The organism is Massilia sp. CT11-137, from assembly GCF_047302885.1.
Classification (GTDB): Bacteria; Pseudomonadota; Gammaproteobacteria; order Burkholderiales; family Burkholderiaceae_D; genus Telluria; species Telluria orientalis.
In genome coordinates this window covers 1,311,742-1,329,406 of sequence record NZ_JBKYMP010000002.1, presented here as the reverse complement: position 1 = coordinate 1,329,406, position 17,665 = coordinate 1,311,742, and the positions used below count along the sequence as shown (strand labels likewise).

General features: G+C 65.3%; 12 protein-coding genes. 2 read left to right on the top strand and 10 right to left on the bottom strand.

Annotated elements, in window-relative coordinates; translation table 11 throughout:
• Positions 1-3: 3 nt before the first annotated feature.
• From ACEN98_RS22645 to ACEN98_RS22600, 10 genes are all read right to left on the bottom strand, one after another.
• A complete protein-coding gene (locus ACEN98_RS22645) occupies positions 4-1,557 on the bottom strand; it encodes an alpha-N-arabinofuranosidase (protein ID WP_413387200.1) in 1,554 nt (517 codons plus the stop codon).
• 170 nt (positions 1,558-1,727) lie between these two features.
• The gene (locus tag ACEN98_RS22640; protein ID WP_413387198.1) at positions 1,728-2,495 is read right to left on the bottom strand and encodes an SDR family NAD(P)-dependent oxidoreductase; all 768 of its coding nucleotides are present in this window, start codon (positions 2,493-2,495) and stop codon (positions 1,728-1,730) included.
• A 144-nt stretch (positions 2,496-2,639) separates the two neighbouring features.
• Positions 2,640-4,220: an aldehyde dehydrogenase (NADP(+)) gene (locus tag ACEN98_RS22635; RefSeq protein ID WP_413387196.1), complete on the bottom strand. Its 1,581-nt coding sequence runs from the start codon at positions 4,218-4,220 to the stop codon at positions 2,640-2,642.
• Positions 4,217-5,209 (bottom strand): AraD1 family protein, encoded by a 993-nt coding sequence (gene araD1 / locus ACEN98_RS22630; protein ID WP_413387194.1) that lies wholly within the window; start codon positions 5,207-5,209, stop codon positions 4,217-4,219. The genes ACEN98_RS22635 and araD1 overlap by 4 nt, the downstream gene beginning before the upstream one ends.
• A 73-nt stretch (positions 5,210-5,282) precedes the next feature.
• Complete coding sequence (locus ACEN98_RS22625) at positions 5,283-7,025, bottom strand: IlvD/Edd family dehydratase (RefSeq protein ID WP_371765825.1); 1,743 nt, start codon at positions 7,023-7,025, stop codon at positions 5,283-5,285.
• A 140-nt stretch (positions 7,026-7,165) separates the two neighbouring features.
• Positions 7,166-8,053 carry an SMP-30/gluconolactonase/LRE family protein gene (locus ACEN98_RS22620; protein WP_413387192.1) on the bottom strand — a complete coding sequence of 296 codons (888 nt, stop codon included), beginning with the start codon at positions 8,051-8,053 and terminating at the stop codon, positions 7,166-7,168.
• A gap of 116 nt (positions 8,054-8,169) precedes the next feature.
• Positions 8,170-9,225: an aldose epimerase family protein gene (locus ACEN98_RS22615; protein ID WP_413387190.1), complete on the bottom strand. Its 1,056-nt coding sequence runs from the start codon at positions 9,223-9,225 to the stop codon at positions 8,170-8,172.
• Positions 9,226-9,237: 12 nt separating this feature from the next.
• Positions 9,238-10,185 (bottom strand): glycoside hydrolase family 43 protein, encoded by a 948-nt coding sequence (locus tag ACEN98_RS22610; protein ID WP_413337194.1) that lies wholly within the window; start codon positions 10,183-10,185, stop codon positions 9,238-9,240.
• Between the two features lie 114 nt (positions 10,186-10,299).
• Positions 10,300-11,646, bottom strand: coding sequence for an MFS transporter (locus ACEN98_RS22605; RefSeq protein WP_413387188.1), 1,347 nt, complete (start codon positions 11,644-11,646; stop codon positions 10,300-10,302).
• Positions 11,647-11,732: 86 nt separating this feature from the next.
• Entirely contained in the window at positions 11,733-14,378 is a 2,646-nt protein-coding gene (locus ACEN98_RS22600; protein ID WP_413387186.1) for a TonB-dependent receptor, read from the bottom strand.
• 222 nt (positions 14,379-14,600) lie between these two features.
• Here ACEN98_RS22600 and ACEN98_RS22595 point away from each other — a divergent pair, with 222 nt between their 5' ends.
• A complete protein-coding gene (locus ACEN98_RS22595; protein WP_413387184.1) occupies positions 14,601-15,386 on the top strand; it encodes a hypothetical protein in 786 nt (261 codons plus the stop codon).
• 109 nt (positions 15,387-15,495) lie between these two features.
• Positions 15,496-17,607: an EAL domain-containing protein gene (locus ACEN98_RS22590; RefSeq protein WP_413387182.1), complete on the top strand. Its 2,112-nt coding sequence runs from the start codon at positions 15,496-15,498 to the stop codon at positions 17,605-17,607.
• Positions 17,608-17,665: the final 58 nt, after the last annotated feature.

Sequence of the window (17,665 nt, the reverse complement as noted above, 5' to 3'; positions counted from 1 at the left end):
GGGTCAGCCTTCCACGGCCACCACCAGCACCGACTTGGCCGGCACCTTGATCGTCAGCTTGCCGCCGCTGGCGTTGGCGCTGAACGGCACGGGCTTCACGGCGTCCTTGCGGTCGAAGGTGTTGTGGGCGTCCATCGCATCGGCCGTCAGCAGCTGGCCGCGCACGGCGCCGACGTTCTGGCCGGCGACGTTCAGCACGACGTCGGTGGCGTCATGCGGGTTCGTGTTGACGAGGGCGACGTAGGTCTTGCCGTCCTTGGCCTTCGCGGCCGACGCGCTGATGCCCGGCACGCCCTGGCCGTTCGAGCCGTAGGTCGTGTTGTTCGACAGCGAAACCGGCAGCGACGTCGCGCCCTGGAACGGCACGTACATCTTGAAGGCGTAGTACGTCGGCGTCAGCAGCATCTTCTCGTTGTCGGTGATGATCATGGCTTGCAGCACGTTGACCATCTGCGCGATGTTCGTCATGCGCACGCGGTCGGCGTGGGCATGGAAGATGTTGAAGTTGAGCGCGGCCACGACGGCGTCGCGGATCGTATTACGCTGGAACAGGAAGCCCGGGTTGGTGCCCTTCTCGACGTCGTACCAGGTGCCCCACTCGTCCACGTCGAAGCCGATCTTCTTCTCCGGGTCGTTCTTGTCGAGGATCGCGACGTTCTTGCGGATGAAGTCATCCATGCGCAGCGTCTGCGACATCGTCGAGAACCATTCCGATTCCGGGAAGCCGGTGGCGGCGCCCTTCACTTCCCATTTACCGGTCGGCAGCGTGTAGTAGTGGAAGCTGATGCCGTCCGTGCGGCCCTTCAGGTCGCGCGACAGGACGTCGGTCCAGGTGGTGTCGTCGGCGGTGCCGCCGCTGGCGATCATCTTCGGACGCAGGTGCTGCGGCGCCTTCAGGAAGGTATTCCATTGGCGGTACAGGTCGGCGTAGTACTCGGGACGCATGTTGCCGCCGCAGCCCCACGACTCGTTGCCGATCGCGAAATAGGCGACCTTGAACGGCGCCGGGTGCCCGTTCTTCGCGCGCAGTTCGGCCAGCGTCGACTTGCCTTCCGACGTCATGTATTCGATCCACTCGGCCGCTTCCTGCGGGGTACCGGTGCCCAGGTTGCCGTTGACGTAGGCGTCCGCGCCCAGCATCTCGACGAGGTCGAAGAATTCATGCGTACCGACCGCATTGTTTTCCGGGACGCCGCCCCAGTTCGTGTTGACCTTCACCGGACGCTTGCTGCGCGGGCCGATGCCTTCGCGCCAGTGGTATTCGTCGGCGAAGCAGCCGCCCGGCCAGCGGACCAGCGGCACGTGCATGTCCTTCAGCGCGCCGACGACGTCGTTGCGCCACCCTTTGGTGTTCGGGATCTTCGAATCCGGGCCAACCCACAGGCCGCCGTAGATGCCGGTGCCGAGGTGCTCGGCGAACTGGCCGTAGACGTCCTTGTCGATCACCGCGCCGGGCTTGGACGCGTCGACGGTGACGTTCACCTGGGCGAACGCGGCGCCGGCGCAGAATGCGGCGGCAAGGCCGAGGGCGAGGACTTTGGGTTGGAATGCCTTCATGTGGTCTCCGTTTGTTTTGGTCGTTAAGGTGATTGCATTAACAGCCGTCATTCCCGCGGAAGCGGGAATCCATAGGACACGTGCCGGAGAGGCCCAGTATGGATTCCCGCGTGCGCGGGAATGACGGTCTTGAAGGTAGCGGCGGGATCGGAAATGCGACGGTATATCCGTCACACCCACCCAGCATCCACGATGAATTCCTGTCCCGTGCACATCTTGCTGTCGTCGGCGGACAGGAACAGCACCATCGCGGCGATATCCTCGGGCATCAGCTTGCCCGGCAGGCATTGCGAGCGCGCGATCTCGGCCTCGCCCGCCTCGTCCAGCCACAGGTCGATCTGGCGCTGGGTCATCACCCAGCCCGGCGTCACGGTGTTGACGCGGACGTTGAATTTGCCCAGGTCGCGCGCGAGGCAGCGCGTCAGGCCGATCACGGATGCCTTCGTGGTCGCGTAAATCGGGTAGTTCGGGTTCTTGGCGTGCCACGACATCGAACTGAAGTTGATGACGGAGCCGCCGCCGCGGCGCTTCATGCCTTCCAGCGCCGCCTGCACGGTGAAGAACATCGGACGCTGGTTGATGGCGATGCGCTCGTCCCAGTACTCGACCGACACCTCGCCGATCTGGTGGCGCTGGTCGTTGGCGGCGTTGTTGACGATGACGTCGAAGTCGCCCAGCTTGGCGGCCATCTCGGCCATCACGGCCTGCAGGCTCGGGATGTCGGTGATGTCGCAGTAACGGTAGATCGGCGCCTTGTGGCCCGCCGCAGCGAGTCGCGCCACCAGCGCCTCGCTGGCGTCGCGCATGATGTCGACGAAGCCGACCAGCGCGCCCTGCTCCACCAGCGCGGCGACGATCGCTTCACCGATCCCGCTGCCGCCGCCCGTCACGAATACCCGTTTGCCTTCGAGGCTACCGTACTTGGCTAAAGTACCCATCGTCGTCTCCTTAATCTTATTCTATGCGTTACGCGTGGGCACGTGATTGATGCCCCCGGCATCAATCACCCCACCCTACCGTCGCCGCTTGCGTAGGGTGGGCACCCCTGTGCCCACGCGTGACGTTAGCGGCGTGTTGGCGTGTCAGTCTTTGCCCAGCGCGCCGTCGCGGCGGCGCCAGATGCCGCGCGGGTTCTCGTCGCGCAGCACCGCCGGCAGCAGCGCCTGCGGCAGGTTCTGGTACGCCACGGGGCGCAGGAAGCGGAAGATCGCGCCCGTGCCCACCGAGGTGCTGCGGCCGTCGGCCGTGGCCGGGAACGGACCGCCGTGCACCATCGCATGCGCCACTTCCACGCCGGTGCCGAAACCGTTGGCCAGGATGCGGCCGACCTTGCGCTCCAGCGTCGGCAGCAGGACCTGCGCCGCCGCGATGTCGCCCTCTTCCAGGTGGATCGCGGCCGTCAGCTGGCCTTCCAGGTGCTCGACGATGACGCGCATCTGCTCGACGTCCTTGCACACGACCAGCAGCGAGGCCGGGCCGAACACTTCTTCGTGCAGCTCCTTGCGGGCCAGGAAGGCGTCGCCTTCCACGCGGAACAGCGCGGCGTGGCCCTGGTTCTCTTCGTGCTCCAGGCGCAGCAGCGTGGTCACCGCTTCGTTGCTGGCCAACGCTCCCACGCCGCGGCGGAAGCTCGACGCGATACCGGCCGACAGCATCGTGGCGGGCTGCGTGTCGTTCAGCGCGGCCGTCGCCGATGCGCAGAACGTGGACAGGCCCGGACCGTCGATCGCCAGCACGAGGCCGGGGTTGGTGCAGAACTGGCCGACGCCCAGCGTGAGCGACGCGGCGAATTCGCGGCCGATGCGCTCGGCGTGCTGTTCCAGCGCCTGCGGCAGGAGGAACACCGGGTTGATGCTGCTCATCTCGGCGTAGACCGGGATCGGCTGCTGGCGGCCGGCTGCGACGGCCATCAGTGCGGTGCCGCCCGAACGCGAACCGGTGAAGCCGACGGCCTGGATGGCCGGATGCGCGACGAGCGCCTGGCCGATGCCGTTGCCCGTGCCGGTCAGCAGTGCGAACGTGCCGGCCGGCAGGCCGCACAGTTCGACGGCTTTCACGACGGCGCGCGCCACCAGTTCCGACGTGCCCGGGTGGGCCGAGTGGGCCTTCAGCACGACCGGGCAGCCGGCCGCGAAGGCCGATGCCGTGTCGCCGCCGGCGACGGAGAAGGCGAGCGGGAAGTTCGATGCGGCAAACACGGCGACGGGACCGACGCCGATCAGGCGGCTGCGCAGGTCCGGACGCGGCGGCGTGCGCTGCGGCAGGGCCGGGTCGATGCGCGGATCCTGCCACGAACCTTCGCGCAGCAGGCTGGCGAACAGTTTCAGCTGGGTGCAGGTGCGGCCACGCTCGCCTTCGATGCGGCCGCGCGGCAGGCCGGTTTCCGCCATCGCGCGCTCGACCAGGGCATCGCCCAGGGCCATGATCTGCTCGGCGACCGTGTCGAGGAACGCGGCGCGCTCTTCGTCGGTCGTGTTGCGGAAGATGTCGAACGCCTTGCCGGCCAGGCTGCAGGCCTGGTCGATCTGGGCGATGTCGACCATGTTGAATGCGGGTTCGATGTGCGTGCGCGCGCCCGGGTTCCAGGCTTTGAACGAGCCGCCGGCGCCGCGCTGGGCGACGCCGCCGATGAGGGCTTCGCCCGTGATTTGTGCGATGGTCATAAGGTCTTTACTTTCGCGAACTGGGTGGACTGGACGGCGAGCTTGTTGCGCAGCGCGGGGCCGAATTGCGGCGACTCGACTTCGAACGTCTCGCCGGCCTGCACGCTGATATTGTCGGCGAAGCTCAGGGTCGCGGTGCCGAAGAAGTGGATGTGCACGTCGCCCGGGCGGTTGAACAGGCCGTACTTGAAGTGATGGTATTCCAGGTTGCCGATGGTGTGCGACATATTCTGCTCACCCGACACGAACGCTTTTTCCCAGCGCACGGAACCGTCGGCGGCGCGGATGCGCGAAACGCCTTCGACGTGGGCCGGCAGTTCGCCGACCAGCAGCGCCGGGCCGACGCCGCAGTTGCGCAGCTTCGAGTGCGCGAGGTACAGGTAGTTCTGGCGTTCCGTCACGTGGTCCGAGAACTCGTTGCCGATCGCGAAACCGACGCGGTACGGCTGGCCGTCGTCGCCGATCACGTACAGGCCGGCGATCTCCGGCTCTTCGCCGCCGTCCAGCGAGAAGTCCGGCATTTCCATGTCCTGGCCGCTGGCGCGCACGATCGAGCCGTCGCCTTTGTAGAACCATTCCGGCTGCACGCCGGCCTTGCCCGCTTCCGGCTTGCCGCCTTCGACGCCCATGCGGAACATCTTCATGGAGTCCGACAGCGACTCGACGTCGCCGCCGATCTTCTTGTGCATGGCGTCGCGCGCGTCGGCGCTGCCCAGGTGCGTCAGGCCCGTGCCGGTGACGTAGGTGTGCGCGGCGTCCGGGTGGTCGATCGGGGCCAGCACGCGACCAGCCTGCGCGATCGCTTCGTAGGAGTCCTTGTCGCCGGTTGCGGCGGCGTCGGCCAGGCTGGCCAGGCTCTTGCCCTGCGCGATGGCGGCCTTGGCCAGTTCCAGCGTGGTGGCGTAGCCGGTGATGGCGGTGACGATGTCGCCGTTCAGGATGCCGACGCGGCGGTCGCCGGTGGCGGATTTGTATTGGATGAGCAGCATGGTGGAATCCGTTCGTTCAGAATGAACAGGACGCGGGAACGGCCAAACCGTTCACGCGTCCAACGTCGATCAATCAATGGGAATGCTTGGGCACGGCCGAACCGCGGCAGCCGACGAGGAAGTCGAAGTCGCAGCCCTCGTCCGCCTGCAGCACGTGATCCAGGTACAGGCCCGCGTAACCGGTGCGCGGCGCTTCCTTCTGGTTCTCGGCGCGGTCGGCGAGACGGGTCTTGATCTCGTCTTCCGGCACGTCCAGGTGCAGGCGGCCGGCCTTGCAATCGAGTTCGATGAAGTCGCCGTCCTTGACGATGCCCAGCGGGCCGCCGGCCATCGCTTCCGGCGCCACGTGCAGCACGACGGTGCCGTAGGCGGTGCCGCTCATGCGCGCGTCGGAGATGCGGACCATGTCGGTGATGCCCTTCGCCAGCAGCTTCGGCGGCAGCCCCATGTTGCCCACTTCGGCCATGCCCGGGTAACCCTTCGGACCGCAGTTCTTCATCACGAGGATCGAGTTCTCGTCGACGTCCAGGTCCGGATCGACGATGCGCGCCTTGTAGTGATCGAAGTCCTCGAACACGACGGCCTTGCCGCGGTGCTTCATCAGGTGCGGCGAGGCGGCCGACGGTTTCAGCACGGCGCCGCGCGGGGCCAGGTTGCCGCGCAGGATGCAGATGCCGCCGTCGTCGATCAGCGGATTGTCGATCTTGCGGATCACTTCGTCGTTGTAGATCGGCGCGTCCTGGACGTTTTCCCAGATCGTCTTGCCGTTCACGGTCAGCGCGTCCTTGTGCGGCAGCAGGTTGCTTTCGCCCAGGCGGCGCAGCACGCCCGGCAGGCCGCCGGCGTAATAGAACTCTTCCATCAGGAAGCGGCCGGACGGCTGCAGGTCGACGATGGTCGGGGTGCCCTTGCCGACGGCGGTCCAGTCTTCCAGTTCCAGCGGCACGCCCATGCGGCCGGCGATGGCTTTCAGGTGGATCACGGCGTTGGTCGAGCCGCCGATCGCGGCGTTCGTGCGGATCGCGTTCTCGAAGTTCTCGCGCTTGAGGATCTTCGACAGCTTCAGGTCTTCGTTGACCATCTCGACGATGCGCATGCCCGACATGTGCGCCAGCACGTAGCGGCGCGCGTCGACGGCGGGGATCGCGGCATTGTGCGGCAGCGAGACGCCGAGCGATTCGGCCATGCAGGCCATCGTCGACGCGGTGCCCATCGTGTTGCAGGTGCCGGCCGAGCGCGCATGGCCGGCTTCGGCGGCGAGGAAGTCGTGCATCGAGATCTGGCCGCCCTTGGCCTGCTCGTGCAGTTTCCAGACGGCGGTGCCGGAGCCGATGTCCTGGCCGTTCAGCTTACCGTTCAGCATCGGGCCGCCGGTGACGACGATGGCCGGAATGTCGACGCTCGCGGCGCCCATCAGCAGGGCCGGCGTGGTCTTGTCGCAGCCGACCAGCAGGACGACGCCGTCCATCGGATTGCCGCGAATGGATTCTTCGACGTCCATGCTGGCCAGGTTACGAGTCAGCATGGCGGTCGGGCGCAGGTTCGACTCGCCGTTCGAGAAGACGGGGAATTCGACCGGGAAGCCGCCCGCCTCCAGGATGCCGCGCTTGACGTGCTCGGCCAGCTTGCGGAAATGGGCGTTGCAGGGCGTGAGTTCGGACCAGGTGTTGCAGATGCCGATGATCGGCTTGCCCTGGAATTCATGATCGGGGATACCCTGGTTCTTCATCCAGCTCCGGTACATGAAGCCGTTCTTGTCCTGGGTACCGAACCACGCTGCTGAACGCAGGGTGGGCTTCTTTTTTGTCTCGGACATTCTTCCTCCGTCGTTTTTGTAATCTGAGCGACCCTTGTCGTCGTCCAGCTCAGCGATGAAGGAAGTCTAAAGGCCGCTAAGATAACTTTCCAATCAATTTTTAGCAGCAATCGATATCGTTATCGACATCGCTGTTACCGCTATCGGCTCCGGCCAGCGAATTTAACCTCTGCCAAGCCCTTAATTGTTAGCGATTTTGCAAACACACCGCCCGATTTTGGTGCATCCGCCAGTTGGCTGGCGCGCAGGCCAACTGTTGCGGAAGTGACATACAAGACGTCCAGGTTGCGGCCGCCGAACGCCGGGCACGTCGGTTGCGGCGCCGGCAACGTCAATACGCGGTCGACGGTACCATCCGGGGCGAAGCGCACGACCTGCCCCGCGCCCCAGCGCGTGCTCCACAGATAGCCGTCCGCATCGATCGTCGAGCCGTCCGGATCGCCCGGGGCCGCGTCGGCCGCCGCGAATTCGCGCAGGTTCGACACGGCGCCCGTGTCCGGATCATAGTCGCAGCAACGGATCTCGCGCGTGCCCGAGTCCGCGTAATACATCGTGCGGCCGTCCGGGCTGAAGCAGATGCTGTTGGCGATGGCGACGCCGCCCAGCGGCAGGCGCTCCAGCAACAGGTCGTGGTTCAGCCGGTAGAAGCCGCCGATCGGCTCCTTCGGGTTCTCGGCCTGGTTGAACACGCCGAAGACGAAGCGGCCCTGGCGGTCGGTGCGGCCGTCATTGAGACGCGTGGTGGGCAGGTCTGCCTCGACGTCGCAGATGCGGTCGAGTTCTCCGCTGGCGAGATCGAAGAACGCCAGGCCGGAGGCAAGGCCCAGCAGCAGGCGGCCGTCGTCGTGCGTCAGCGCCATCGAGCACAGGCGCTCGGGCAGCGGCCAGCGCTGCAGCGCGCCCGTCGCGGGGGCGTGCGACCACAGTTCGCTGCCTTCGATATCGGTCCAGAACAGGCGTGCGCCCCTGTCGTCCCAGACGATGCCCTCGCCGAGTATATTCCGGCCATCTACTACCAGTTCCATCATGTCAGCCTTCTCCTGTTTCACTTGCTGCACCACGGTAGGGTGGGGGGGCCCCCCCCGTGCCCACGCGTGACGTTCGCGGCCTGTTGGCGTCACGCGTGGGCGGAGGGCCGCCCACCCTACGCCACCGAGAAGCGGAAGCGCGATTCCGTTTCGTAGACCTCGCCCGGACGCAGGATCGTGTTCGGGTACGTCGGCTGGTTCGGCGAATCCGGGTAGTGTTCCGGCTCGATGCAGAAGCCGCTGCGGAAAATCCAGGGATGACCCTTGCCGCTCAGCGAGCCGTCGAGGAAGTTACCGCTGTAGAACTGCACGCCCGGTTCCTGCGTGAACAGTTCGAGCACGCGGCCCGTCGTGGGCTCGAACACGTGGACGGCGCGCTTCAGGCTCTTGTCGCCCAGGTGCTTGTTCAGCACCCAGCAATGGTCGTAGCCGGTACCGTGGCGCAGTTGCTTGTCCGGTTGCGTGATGCGCTCGCCGATCGCGCGCGGCTTGCGGAAATCGAACGGCGTGCCCGTCACGGGGGCCAGTTCGCCGAACGGGATCGATTCCGCATCGATGGGCACGAATTTATCCGCGTCGATCGTGATCTCATGAGCGAGGATGTCGCCCTGCCCTGCTCCGGCCAGGTTGAAATAGCTGTGCTGGGTGAGGTTGACGGGCGTCGGCTGGTCGGTCACGGCGTGGAAGCGCACGACGATCTCGTTGTCGTCGGTCAGCACATACGTGGCGATGGCGTCGAGATTGCCGGGATAGCCCTGCTCGCCGTCCGGGCTGTGGTAGCGCAGGACGAGGCTGTCGCCTTCGACAGCGGCCGTCCACAACACCTTGTCGTAGCCCGGATCGCCGCCATGCAGGTGGTTGTTGCCGTTGTTGGTCGTCAGCTGGACCTCCTTGCCGTCGAGCGTGAAACGGCCCTTGCCGATGCGGTTGCCGTAGCGGCCGATCAGCGCGCCGAAATACGGGCTGTCCTTGACATAGGGCTCGAGCGTTTCGAAGCCGAGGGCGACGTCGGCAAAGACGCCGTCGCGGTCCGGGACGTGGATCTCGGTGATGATGCCGCCGAAGTCCAGCACCTTGACGACCATGCCGTTATTGTTCTTGAGCGTGTACTGGTTGACTTGCCGACCGTCGGGCAAGGTCCCGAACGGCGCTTGGGTAATTCCGTTTTGCACGTTGTTGTTTCCTCAGAGGGTAGATGGCCGCCCGAATACCGGCATGCCGTTCTCGTCCCAACGCAGCGGTTTGACGAAGGTATGGCGGTCCGGGTTCCACAACGGATCGCCGACGATTTCCGTATAAGTGCGCGCGTGGTAGACGAGCATCACGGTGTCGCCATCTTCAGCATAGGTAAAGCTGTTGTGGCCGGGTCCGTAAATGCCGTGATCGTAGCATGTACGGAACACGGGCTCGCGCGACTTTGTCCATACGGCCGGATCGAGCAGGTCCGCATTCTCGTCGGCCCACAGCAGGCCCATCGCGTAATTCTCGTCGGTGGCGCTGGCCGAATACGAAATAAAAATCTTGCCGTTGCGGCGCAGGACGGACGGGCCTTCGTTGACCCAGAAGCCGCGGATTTCCCAATCGTGTTCGGGCTTCGACAGCAGCACGGGCTTGCCTTCGATCTGCCACGGCGTCTTCATCTTCGCGATGTACAGGTTCGAATTGCCTTCGATCTCGTTATCCTTCTGCGCCCACAGGTAGTACAGCACGCCGTTGTGGTTGAACGTGGTCGCGTCCAGGCAGAACGTGTCGATGCCCGTGTCGACCTGGCCCATGAATTCCCACGTGCCTTCGAGCGGATTCGCGTTGGTATTGCGGATCGCGTACATGCGGTGCTGGAACAGCTTGTACTTGATCTCGCGGCTCGGCGCGGCGGCGAAATAGACGTACCACGCGCCCATGTTGAAGTGCAGCTCGGGCGCCCAGATCAGCTCGCTGTACGGGCCCGTGTCCGGCTTGACCCACGCGTCGACGGTGGGTGCGGCGGCCAGTTCCGCGATCGTCCTTGCACGGCGCAGTTCGATGCGGTCGTATTGCGGGACCGAGGCGGTGAAGTAGTAATAGCCGTCCGTGTGCTTGTAGATGTACGGGTCGGCGCGTTGTTCGATGAGGGGTTTCAGTACGGTTTCCATCGTGTTCTCTAGAGTTACATTTGATACGTCGCCCCCGCGCAGGCGGGGGCCCAAGTGGGTGCTACCGATCACGCATGCAAAATTGGGTCCCCGCCTCCGCGGGGACGACGCTGGTTAAGTCGCCTGGCTCGCCCGCAAATCTTCCTTGACGGTAGAGTAATACTCATCGCTGATGCGGTACTTGAACATCAGCGCCCCCATCAGGAAATGGAAGAAGCCGGGAATCACGGACAGCATCAGGGCGATGCCCTGCAGCGCCAGCGCGCTCTGTTCCTGGTTCGGCTGGTAGTGGAAATAATTCAGCAGCAGGCCCACCATGCCGCCCGCGAGTCCCATGCCGGCCTTCTGCGCGACCGAGATGCCGCCGAACGCGAAGCCCGACACGCGCTTGCCCGTTTTCACCTGGCCATAGTCGATGGTCTCGGCGATCGCGGACCAGAACACCGGTGCGTGCAGGTCGACGACGAGCGACAGCAGGAAGTACAGGAAGAAGGCCAGTGCCGTGTCGCCCGGCTTGACCAGGAAATAAATCATCACGGACAGCACCGCCACCATCAGCTGCGTGTAGCGGAACAGTTTGACCTTGCAATAGAACTTGGTCACCCACGTCGACACGACCATCGCGATGATCGCGGCCGCGACACCTGTCGACAGGAAGGCGGACACGGTCTCCGTGTCGCCGTGCAGATAATACTTGGCGTAATAAATCGCGACGGAGCCGCGGATCACGTAGCCGATGGTGCCCGTCACGCAGACCGCGCACAGGATCAGCCACTGGTCGTTCTGTGCCAGCACCGCGATCTGTTCCAGCAGCGGCTGGCGCTTCGTCTTGTAGACGACGCGTTCGGTCGTCGTGAAGAACGTGAACAGGAACAGCACGACGCCCAGCACCGCCATCAGGGCCATCGCCGCCTGGTAGCCGGCGGCCTGGTTGCCGTTGCCCCAGCGCTGCGCGAGGATCGGCACGACGATCGTGACCATGAACGCGCCGACCTTCGCGAGGAACAGGCGGTAGCCGTTGGCCGACAGGCGCTCCTGCGGGTCGCTCGTCAGGCCGCTGATCAGCGAGATGTACGGCACGCCCACGCCCGACGTCATCAGCGTCATGACGATGTAGGTGGAATAGGCCCACACGAGCTTGGCGTCGTAATTCCAGTCCGGCGTGCTGAACACGGCGTACACGGACAGGCCGTACGGGATCGCGAGGAACAGGAAATACGGACGGTAGCGGCCCCAGCGGGACAGGAAACTGTCCGTCATCTGGCCGACGATCAGGTCGGAAATCGCGCCCACGATCTTGACGAGCACGAACAGCAGCGCGAGGTCGGTCGTCTTGAGTCCATAGACGTCCGTATAGAAGAAAGTGATGATCAGCATCATCGATGAGATCACCACGTTGAGCGCCATGTCACCGGCGCCAAAGCCCACTTTTTCGAGCGTGGAGAGTTTCTGGGTTTGCATACGGACCTCTTTCCAAACGACGAAGGTGCTACTCGGATTCGTTCCGCGCAGCACCCTGATTATTGCCTAGTGATTAGAAACCTGAATCAGTGTTTCCAACGGAGGGCAAAGCCGACGACACGGTCATAACGGCGCACGTCACGCGGCAGCAACGGGGTGCCGTGGTAGTCGTGGTACTCCTGGTCCAGCAGATTGCTGCCGTCCAGGGTTGCCGTCAGGTTGTCCGTGATCTTGTACGAGATCGAGGCATCCAGCGTCTTGATCGGGTCGACGACCAGGTCCAGGCCGAGGCCGCGGTAGTTGTACGTGTCCACGAACTTGTCGCGCCAGTTGTAGGCCACGCGGGCCGACCACGGGCCGCGCTCGTACAGGCCGACCAGGTTGTAGGCCCGCTTGGACATGCCGGGGAACGTGTTGCGCGTGCCGTCCGGCTCCGTCATGCCGCCGTTCATGTACGTGAAGTTCGCCTGCATGCCCAGGCCGCTCAGCCAGCCCGGCAGGAACGAGAAGAATTGCTGGTAGGCGCCCTCGAAGCCGTACAGCTTGGCCGTGTCCGTGTTGTACGGACGGTCCATCAGGTAAGCCTGGCCGTTGATCGTTTCCGTCGTCGTCTTGTGGCGGATAAAGTTCTTGAAGTCGTGCTGGAATACCGTGCCGGTCACCGAGCCGTCCTTCGCGAAATACCACTCCAGCGCGACGTCCAGGTTGCGGGCTTCCTGCGGTTTCAGGTTCGGGTTGCCGCCGGAGCCGCCCGGCGGATTGCCGTTGGTCGTGGTGACGGAACCGAGCACGACACCCGGGTTGTAGTCGCCGAACGCGGCGCGCTCGATCGCCTTGCCGTAGACGAGGCGGCCGACGAGGTCGTTGCGGAAGTTGGCGCGCAGGTTCAGGCTCGGCAGCACGTCCGTATTGCTGGTCGAGACCGCGACCGGCGTGACGGGGCCCGTGCCGCTGCGCGAGTTGCCGTTGACACTCTGCTTGGTGTTCACGACGCGCACGCCGGCCGTCGCGTCGATCGGCACGCCGAAGGCGTCGAAGCCAAGCTTGGCCTTGCCGTAGATGGCTTGCGACGTCTCGCGGTCCGTGTAGAACGACAGCGGATCGTCCGGCAGGCCGTTCGGCGTGCCCAGGATGGCCTGGCGCACGACGGACGTGTTATCCAGCAGGAAGTTGTAGCAGGCGGCGTAGTACTGGTTGATGCCGTAGTTGCCGTGGGTTTCCGGGCTCAGGCACGACAGGCCGGGAACGCTGCCCGGATTCTGGCCGGTGATCGTCGCGGGACGGTAGTTGCCCAGTTCGTGCGCATACGAGGCGTCGCGTTGCGCCCAGCGCAGGCCGCCGCTCAATTCCTTCAGCAGGCCGTCGTTCTCCGGGGTCCACGACACGTCGCCGCGCCAGTCGTTGGCGGAGCCGTTCGCGTGGTTGTGGTTGTCGTACAGTGCGATCATCGTCCACTTGGACGGATCGGTCAGGTCCGTGCCCGGATAATCGACATAGCCGCCGCCGTCGCGGGTGCCGCCGACGACCGCATGGGGCGCCGTGTAGATCGAGTCCAGGATCGGGTTTTCCTGGCGGGTGGTCGACACCGTGCGCACGGCTTCCGTCGACAGGCGGATCGTCGGCGTCGCGTCCCACGTGCCGCCGACGGCCAGCTGGCTGCCCTTCGACCAGTCGCGGCGCGCCTGGGTCGAGCTCAGCACCAGCGACGTGTCGCTCGGATTGCTGATGCTGTCCAGGTAGTTCTTGCCATTCTCGGTGATCGTCTTGATCGTCGACGTCGGGCTGTTCACGGGGAAGCCGCCGACGAAGAACACGCTCTGCGCATCGTGGTCGATCTTGGTGCCGAAACCTTCCGCGTAGAACTGCATGTCGCGGTTCGGGCGCCACTGGGCCGCGAAGTTCAGCGCCAGGCGCTTGCGGTCGCCGGTCGTCATCACGCGGCCGTTGCCGTCCGCGCCCTGCACGGTCTGGCCGTTGGCCTGGTACGTGGCCGGCTGGCCGGCCCACGCCACTTCATCGCTGTAGCGGCCGCGCTGGTACGACAGGCCGCCCAGCAGGCCGACTTCGCCGATACCGGTCTTCCAGCGGTTCGACCACAGGCCGCCGACCTGCGGATCGGTCTTGCCGGCCTTGTCGCGGTTTTCGGCGCGGGCGTTGATGGCGACCTGCGACCCCTTGAAGTCGAACGGACGGAAGGTCCGCACGTCGATGGTGCCCGCGGTGCCGCCTTCGACCATGTCGGCGCCCTGCGATTTATACACGTCCACGCGCTGCAGCATGGAGACGGGCACGTCGGCCAGGAACAGCGAACGGCTGGCGGCGGTGAACATCTCGCGGCCGTTGAACAGCGTCTTCGCGCCGCCGAGGCCGCGGATCACGACCGTGCTGGCTTCGCCGGCGCCGCGCAGGACCTGTACGCCGGTGACGCGGGCGAGGATCTCGGCCACGTTCTTGTCGGGGAATTTGCCGATGTCGTCGGCGACGATCGAATCGAGGACCTGGTCCGCGTTCTTCTTGATCGTCTGGGCGCTCTGCGCCGCCTGGCGCTGGCCGCTGACGACCACGACGTTGTTGCCGCCGTTGGCCTGGTTGGCGTCCTGGGACGCGCCGGCGTCCTGGGCGCGGACGGAAACGCTCGTCAACAGCCCGATGCCCATGAGTGCGGCCACGGTGCCGCGCAATGCGAAGGCGCGGCTGGCGGGCGTGAAACGGCCCGATACGGTGGGTTCCATACGTCTCCTGTTACTTTGTAAGTATTGTTATGTTTCTGAAAGCTGGGGAACGCTTTCAGAACTGGCATGCTCATCGGTAATGTTAGGCGCAACATCGAGAACGATCCAATCAATTTTTCCGCAACTTCGATATCGTTTTTCGTATGTGTAAAACCGCGTAAAGAGAAGTGACAACGATTTCACGTGGCACAATGCGAGGCTTCGGCACTTTTGACACTTTTTATGCAGGCGACCTTTTCCACGTTCCGCGACCTCATCCTGGACACCGATCCGGACCTCGCGGGCACGCCCGCGCAGATCCCGGCCGGCTTCCTGCTGGCGCGCGCGGGCACCATCAGCGCGCACTACATCCCGTTCGATTACGTGAACCACGGGGCGCGGCTCGTCCTCGTCGGCATCTCGCCCGGCTTCGTGCAATGGAAGAACGCCGTGCGCGAGGCGCGGCGCCTGCTGGCGCAAGGTGCCGCGGAGGATGAGATTCTGCGCGCGGCCAAGTACACCGGCGCGTTTTCCGGCGCGATCCGGCCGAACCTCGTCGCCCTGCTCGACCACGTGGGCCTGCAGCGCTGGCTCGGCATCGCCAGTTGCGCGTCGCTGTTCGGCGCGCACGCGCACCTGATGCACGTGACAGCCGTGCTGCGCCATCCCGTCTTTGTTAACGACAAGAATTACAACGGCGCGGCGCCGAACATGCTGACGACGCCGCTGCTGCAGACCCAGTTGCTCGACTATTTCGCGGCCGAAGCGGCGTCGCTGCCCGACGCGGTGTACGTGCCGCTGGGCCCGAAAGTCGGCCTCGCGCTCGACTGGCTCGCGGCGCGCGGCGTGCTGGATGCGGACCGGATCCTGCACGGCATCCCGCACCCGTCCGGCGCCAACGCCGAGCGCATCGCGTACTTCCTCGGCCGCAAGGACAAGGCCGCGCTGTCGCGCCAGACGAACGGCGCGCAGATCGATGCGGACCGGCTGGCGCTGCGGGCGAAAATGGCGGCGCTGGGCGTGGATTGAACCGGTCGCGTCCGCCAGGCAACCCGATGCGGACACCGCTGTCTTTCGTGCTGCATGCCGGCCTCAGGCGGCGTTACACTGATAACGTCCAGCGCCAAGGTAGACGATCATGCAGAATTGTTCTCCTGAAGAAGTCCGCTCCCTCCTCGACAAGATCGAACAGTTGCCGGTGCCGTTCTTCAAGCGACTGATCGAGGCGAGCAACACGGGCATCATCATTTCCGACGCCAGCCTGCCGGACAATCCCATCGCGTACGTCAACCCCGCGTTCGAACGGATGACGGGTTACGCGCTGTACGAAGTCGTCGGCCGCAACTGCCGCTTCCTGCAGCGCGGCGACCGCGACCAGCCCGAGATCGCGCTGATCCGCCACTGCGTCGAGCGCGCCGAGATCTGCACGGCGCTGCTGCGCAACTACCGCAAGGACGGCACCCCGTTCTGGTGCCGCATGCACCTGTTTCCCGTGCGCGAGAACGGGAACACGCCCACCCACTTCGTCGCCTTCCTGCAGGATGTGACGGAAGTCGTCGAAGCCCAGCAGGCCGCCGTGCAGGCGCGCGAACGCCTCAGCACCGTGCTGGAGAGCATCTCCGACGGCTGCGTATCGCTCGACCGCGAATGGCGCTTCACGTACATCAACGCGCGCGGCGCGGCCTGGATCGACCGTAGCCAGGACGACCTCATCGGCAAGAACATGTGGGACGAGTTCCCGGAAGCCGTCGGGGGCCCGTTCTACGACGCCTACCAGCACGCGATGCACGACCGCGAAGTCGCCCGTTGCGAGAACTTCTACGCGCCGCTGGGCATCTGGCTCGAATTGCGCGTGTACCCGTCGCGCGAAGGCGTCACCGCATTCTTCGCCGACGTCACCGAGCGCAAGGAAGCGGAGACGCGGCTGCTGCACCTGGCCACGCACGACAGCCTGACGGGCCTGCACAACCGCCTCAGTTGCCTGCGCGCGCTCGACGAGGCCCTGGCACGTTCGGTCGAGGACGAGCGCCCGGTCGGCGTCCTGTTCGTCGACCTCGACCACTTCAAGGAAGTCAACGACGCCCACGGCCACAGCGCGGGCGACATGGCCTTGCAGGAAATCGGACGGCGCCTGGGCAGCCTCGCCGGCGCCGGCATCACGGTCGCGCGCATCAGCGGCGACGAGTTCGTGGTCGTCCTCGAAGGCATGAACGCCGACGGCGCGAAGGGTGTGGCCGCGGCCGTCCTGCGGCACCTCGCGACCCCCATCGCCGTCGACGGCCATTACGTGACGGTGGGCGGCAGCATCGGCATCGCGATCGGCAACGGCCGCGAGTATTCGGCCGACGAGCTGCTCAACAACGCGGACGCGGCGATGTACGAGGCCAAGGACAATGGCCGCCACACGTACGCCATCTTCTCGACGGCCGCGCGCCACCTGCTCAAGCAGCGGCTGGAACTGCGCCAGGACGTGTTCTCCGCCCTCGAACGCCGCCAGTTCGTGCTGTTCTACCAGCCGCAGGTGAGCGCCGTGAACGGCGCCGTCGTCGGTGCGGAGGCGCTGCTGCGCTGGGAACATCCGCGCCTCGGGCTGCTCGCCCCCGACCTGTTCCTGCCGATGCTGGAAGGCTCGCCCGCCATCACGGCCGTCGGCGCCTGGGTGTGCGAAGAAGCGTGCCGCCAGGCGCGCGAATGGGAATTGCTGGGCTACCGGCTGCGCATGGCGGTGAACGTCTCGCCGCGCCAGCTGACGGACGAAAACCTGCCGCCGCTGCTGAAGAACCTCGTCAACCGCTACGACCTGGACCCCGAGTGCATCAAGCTCGAAGTCACCGAGAGCATGCTGATGCAGGACATCGACAAGGCGGCGTCGGTGCTGCGCTCACTGCAGCGCGACGGTTTCCGCATCGCGCTCGACGACTTCGGCACCGGCTATTCGAACCTGTCGTACCTGCGCACCTTGCCGATCACCGCGATCAAGATCGACCGCTCGTTCGTGCGCGAGATCGAACAGGACCGGCGCTGCCTGGACATCGTCAACGGCGTCATCGCCTTTGCCAAGTCGCTCAAGCTGGACGTGATCTGCGAGGGGATCGAGACGGAGCTGCAGAAGGAAGCGATCCGCTCGACCGGATGCGACGTGCTGCAGGGCTATTTGATCGGCAAGCCGATGCGGTCGGACGATTTCCGGGCACTGCTGCTGGCGCAGACCGCGGCGCCGGACCAGGCCGATCCGGGATGCAAAACGTAGATGCGGACAGGGCGTTGCTGGTGTGAACCGAGCAACGCCCTGTCCGGCTGGCGGGGTC

What these genes read in the sequence shown, in the direction of transcription:
- ACEN98_RS22645 (WP_413387200.1), bottom strand. Translation starts at nt 1,557, where the DNA reads ATGAAGGCATTCCAACCCAAAGTCCTCGCCCTCGGCCTTGCCGCCGCA.
- ACEN98_RS22640 (WP_413387198.1), bottom strand. Translation starts at nt 2,495, where the DNA reads ATGGGTACTTTAGCCAAGTACGGTAGCCTCGAAGGCAAACGGGTATTC.
- ACEN98_RS22635 (WP_413387196.1), bottom strand. Translation starts at nt 4,220, where the DNA reads ATGACCATCGCACAAATCACGGGCGAAGCCCTCATCGGCGGCGTCGCC.
- araD1 (WP_413387194.1), bottom strand. Translation starts at nt 5,209, where the DNA reads ATGCTGCTCATCCAATACAAATCCGCCACCGGCGACCGCCGCGTCGGC.
- ACEN98_RS22625 (WP_371765825.1), bottom strand. Translation starts at nt 7,025, where the DNA reads ATGTCCGAGACAAAAAAGAAGCCCACCCTGCGTTCAGCAGCGTGGTTC.
- ACEN98_RS22620 (WP_413387192.1), bottom strand. Translation starts at nt 8,053, where the DNA reads ATGATGGAACTGGTAGTAGATGGCCGGAATATACTCGGCGAGGGCATC.
- ACEN98_RS22610 (WP_413337194.1), bottom strand. Translation starts at nt 10,185, where the DNA reads ATGGAAACCGTACTGAAACCCCTCATCGAACAACGCGCCGACCCGTAC.
- ACEN98_RS22605 (WP_413387188.1), bottom strand. Translation starts at nt 11,646, where the DNA reads ATGCAAACCCAGAAACTCTCCACGCTCGAAAAAGTGGGCTTTGGCGCC.
- ACEN98_RS22600 (WP_413387186.1), bottom strand. Translation starts at nt 14,378, where the DNA reads ATGGAACCCACCGTATCGGGCCGTTTCACGCCCGCCAGCCGCGCCTTC.
- ACEN98_RS22595 (WP_413387184.1), top strand. Translation starts at nt 14,601, where the DNA reads ATGCAGGCGACCTTTTCCACGTTCCGCGACCTCATCCTGGACACCGAT.
- ACEN98_RS22590 (WP_413387182.1), top strand. Translation starts at nt 15,496, where the DNA reads ATGCAGAATTGTTCTCCTGAAGAAGTCCGCTCCCTCCTCGACAAGATC.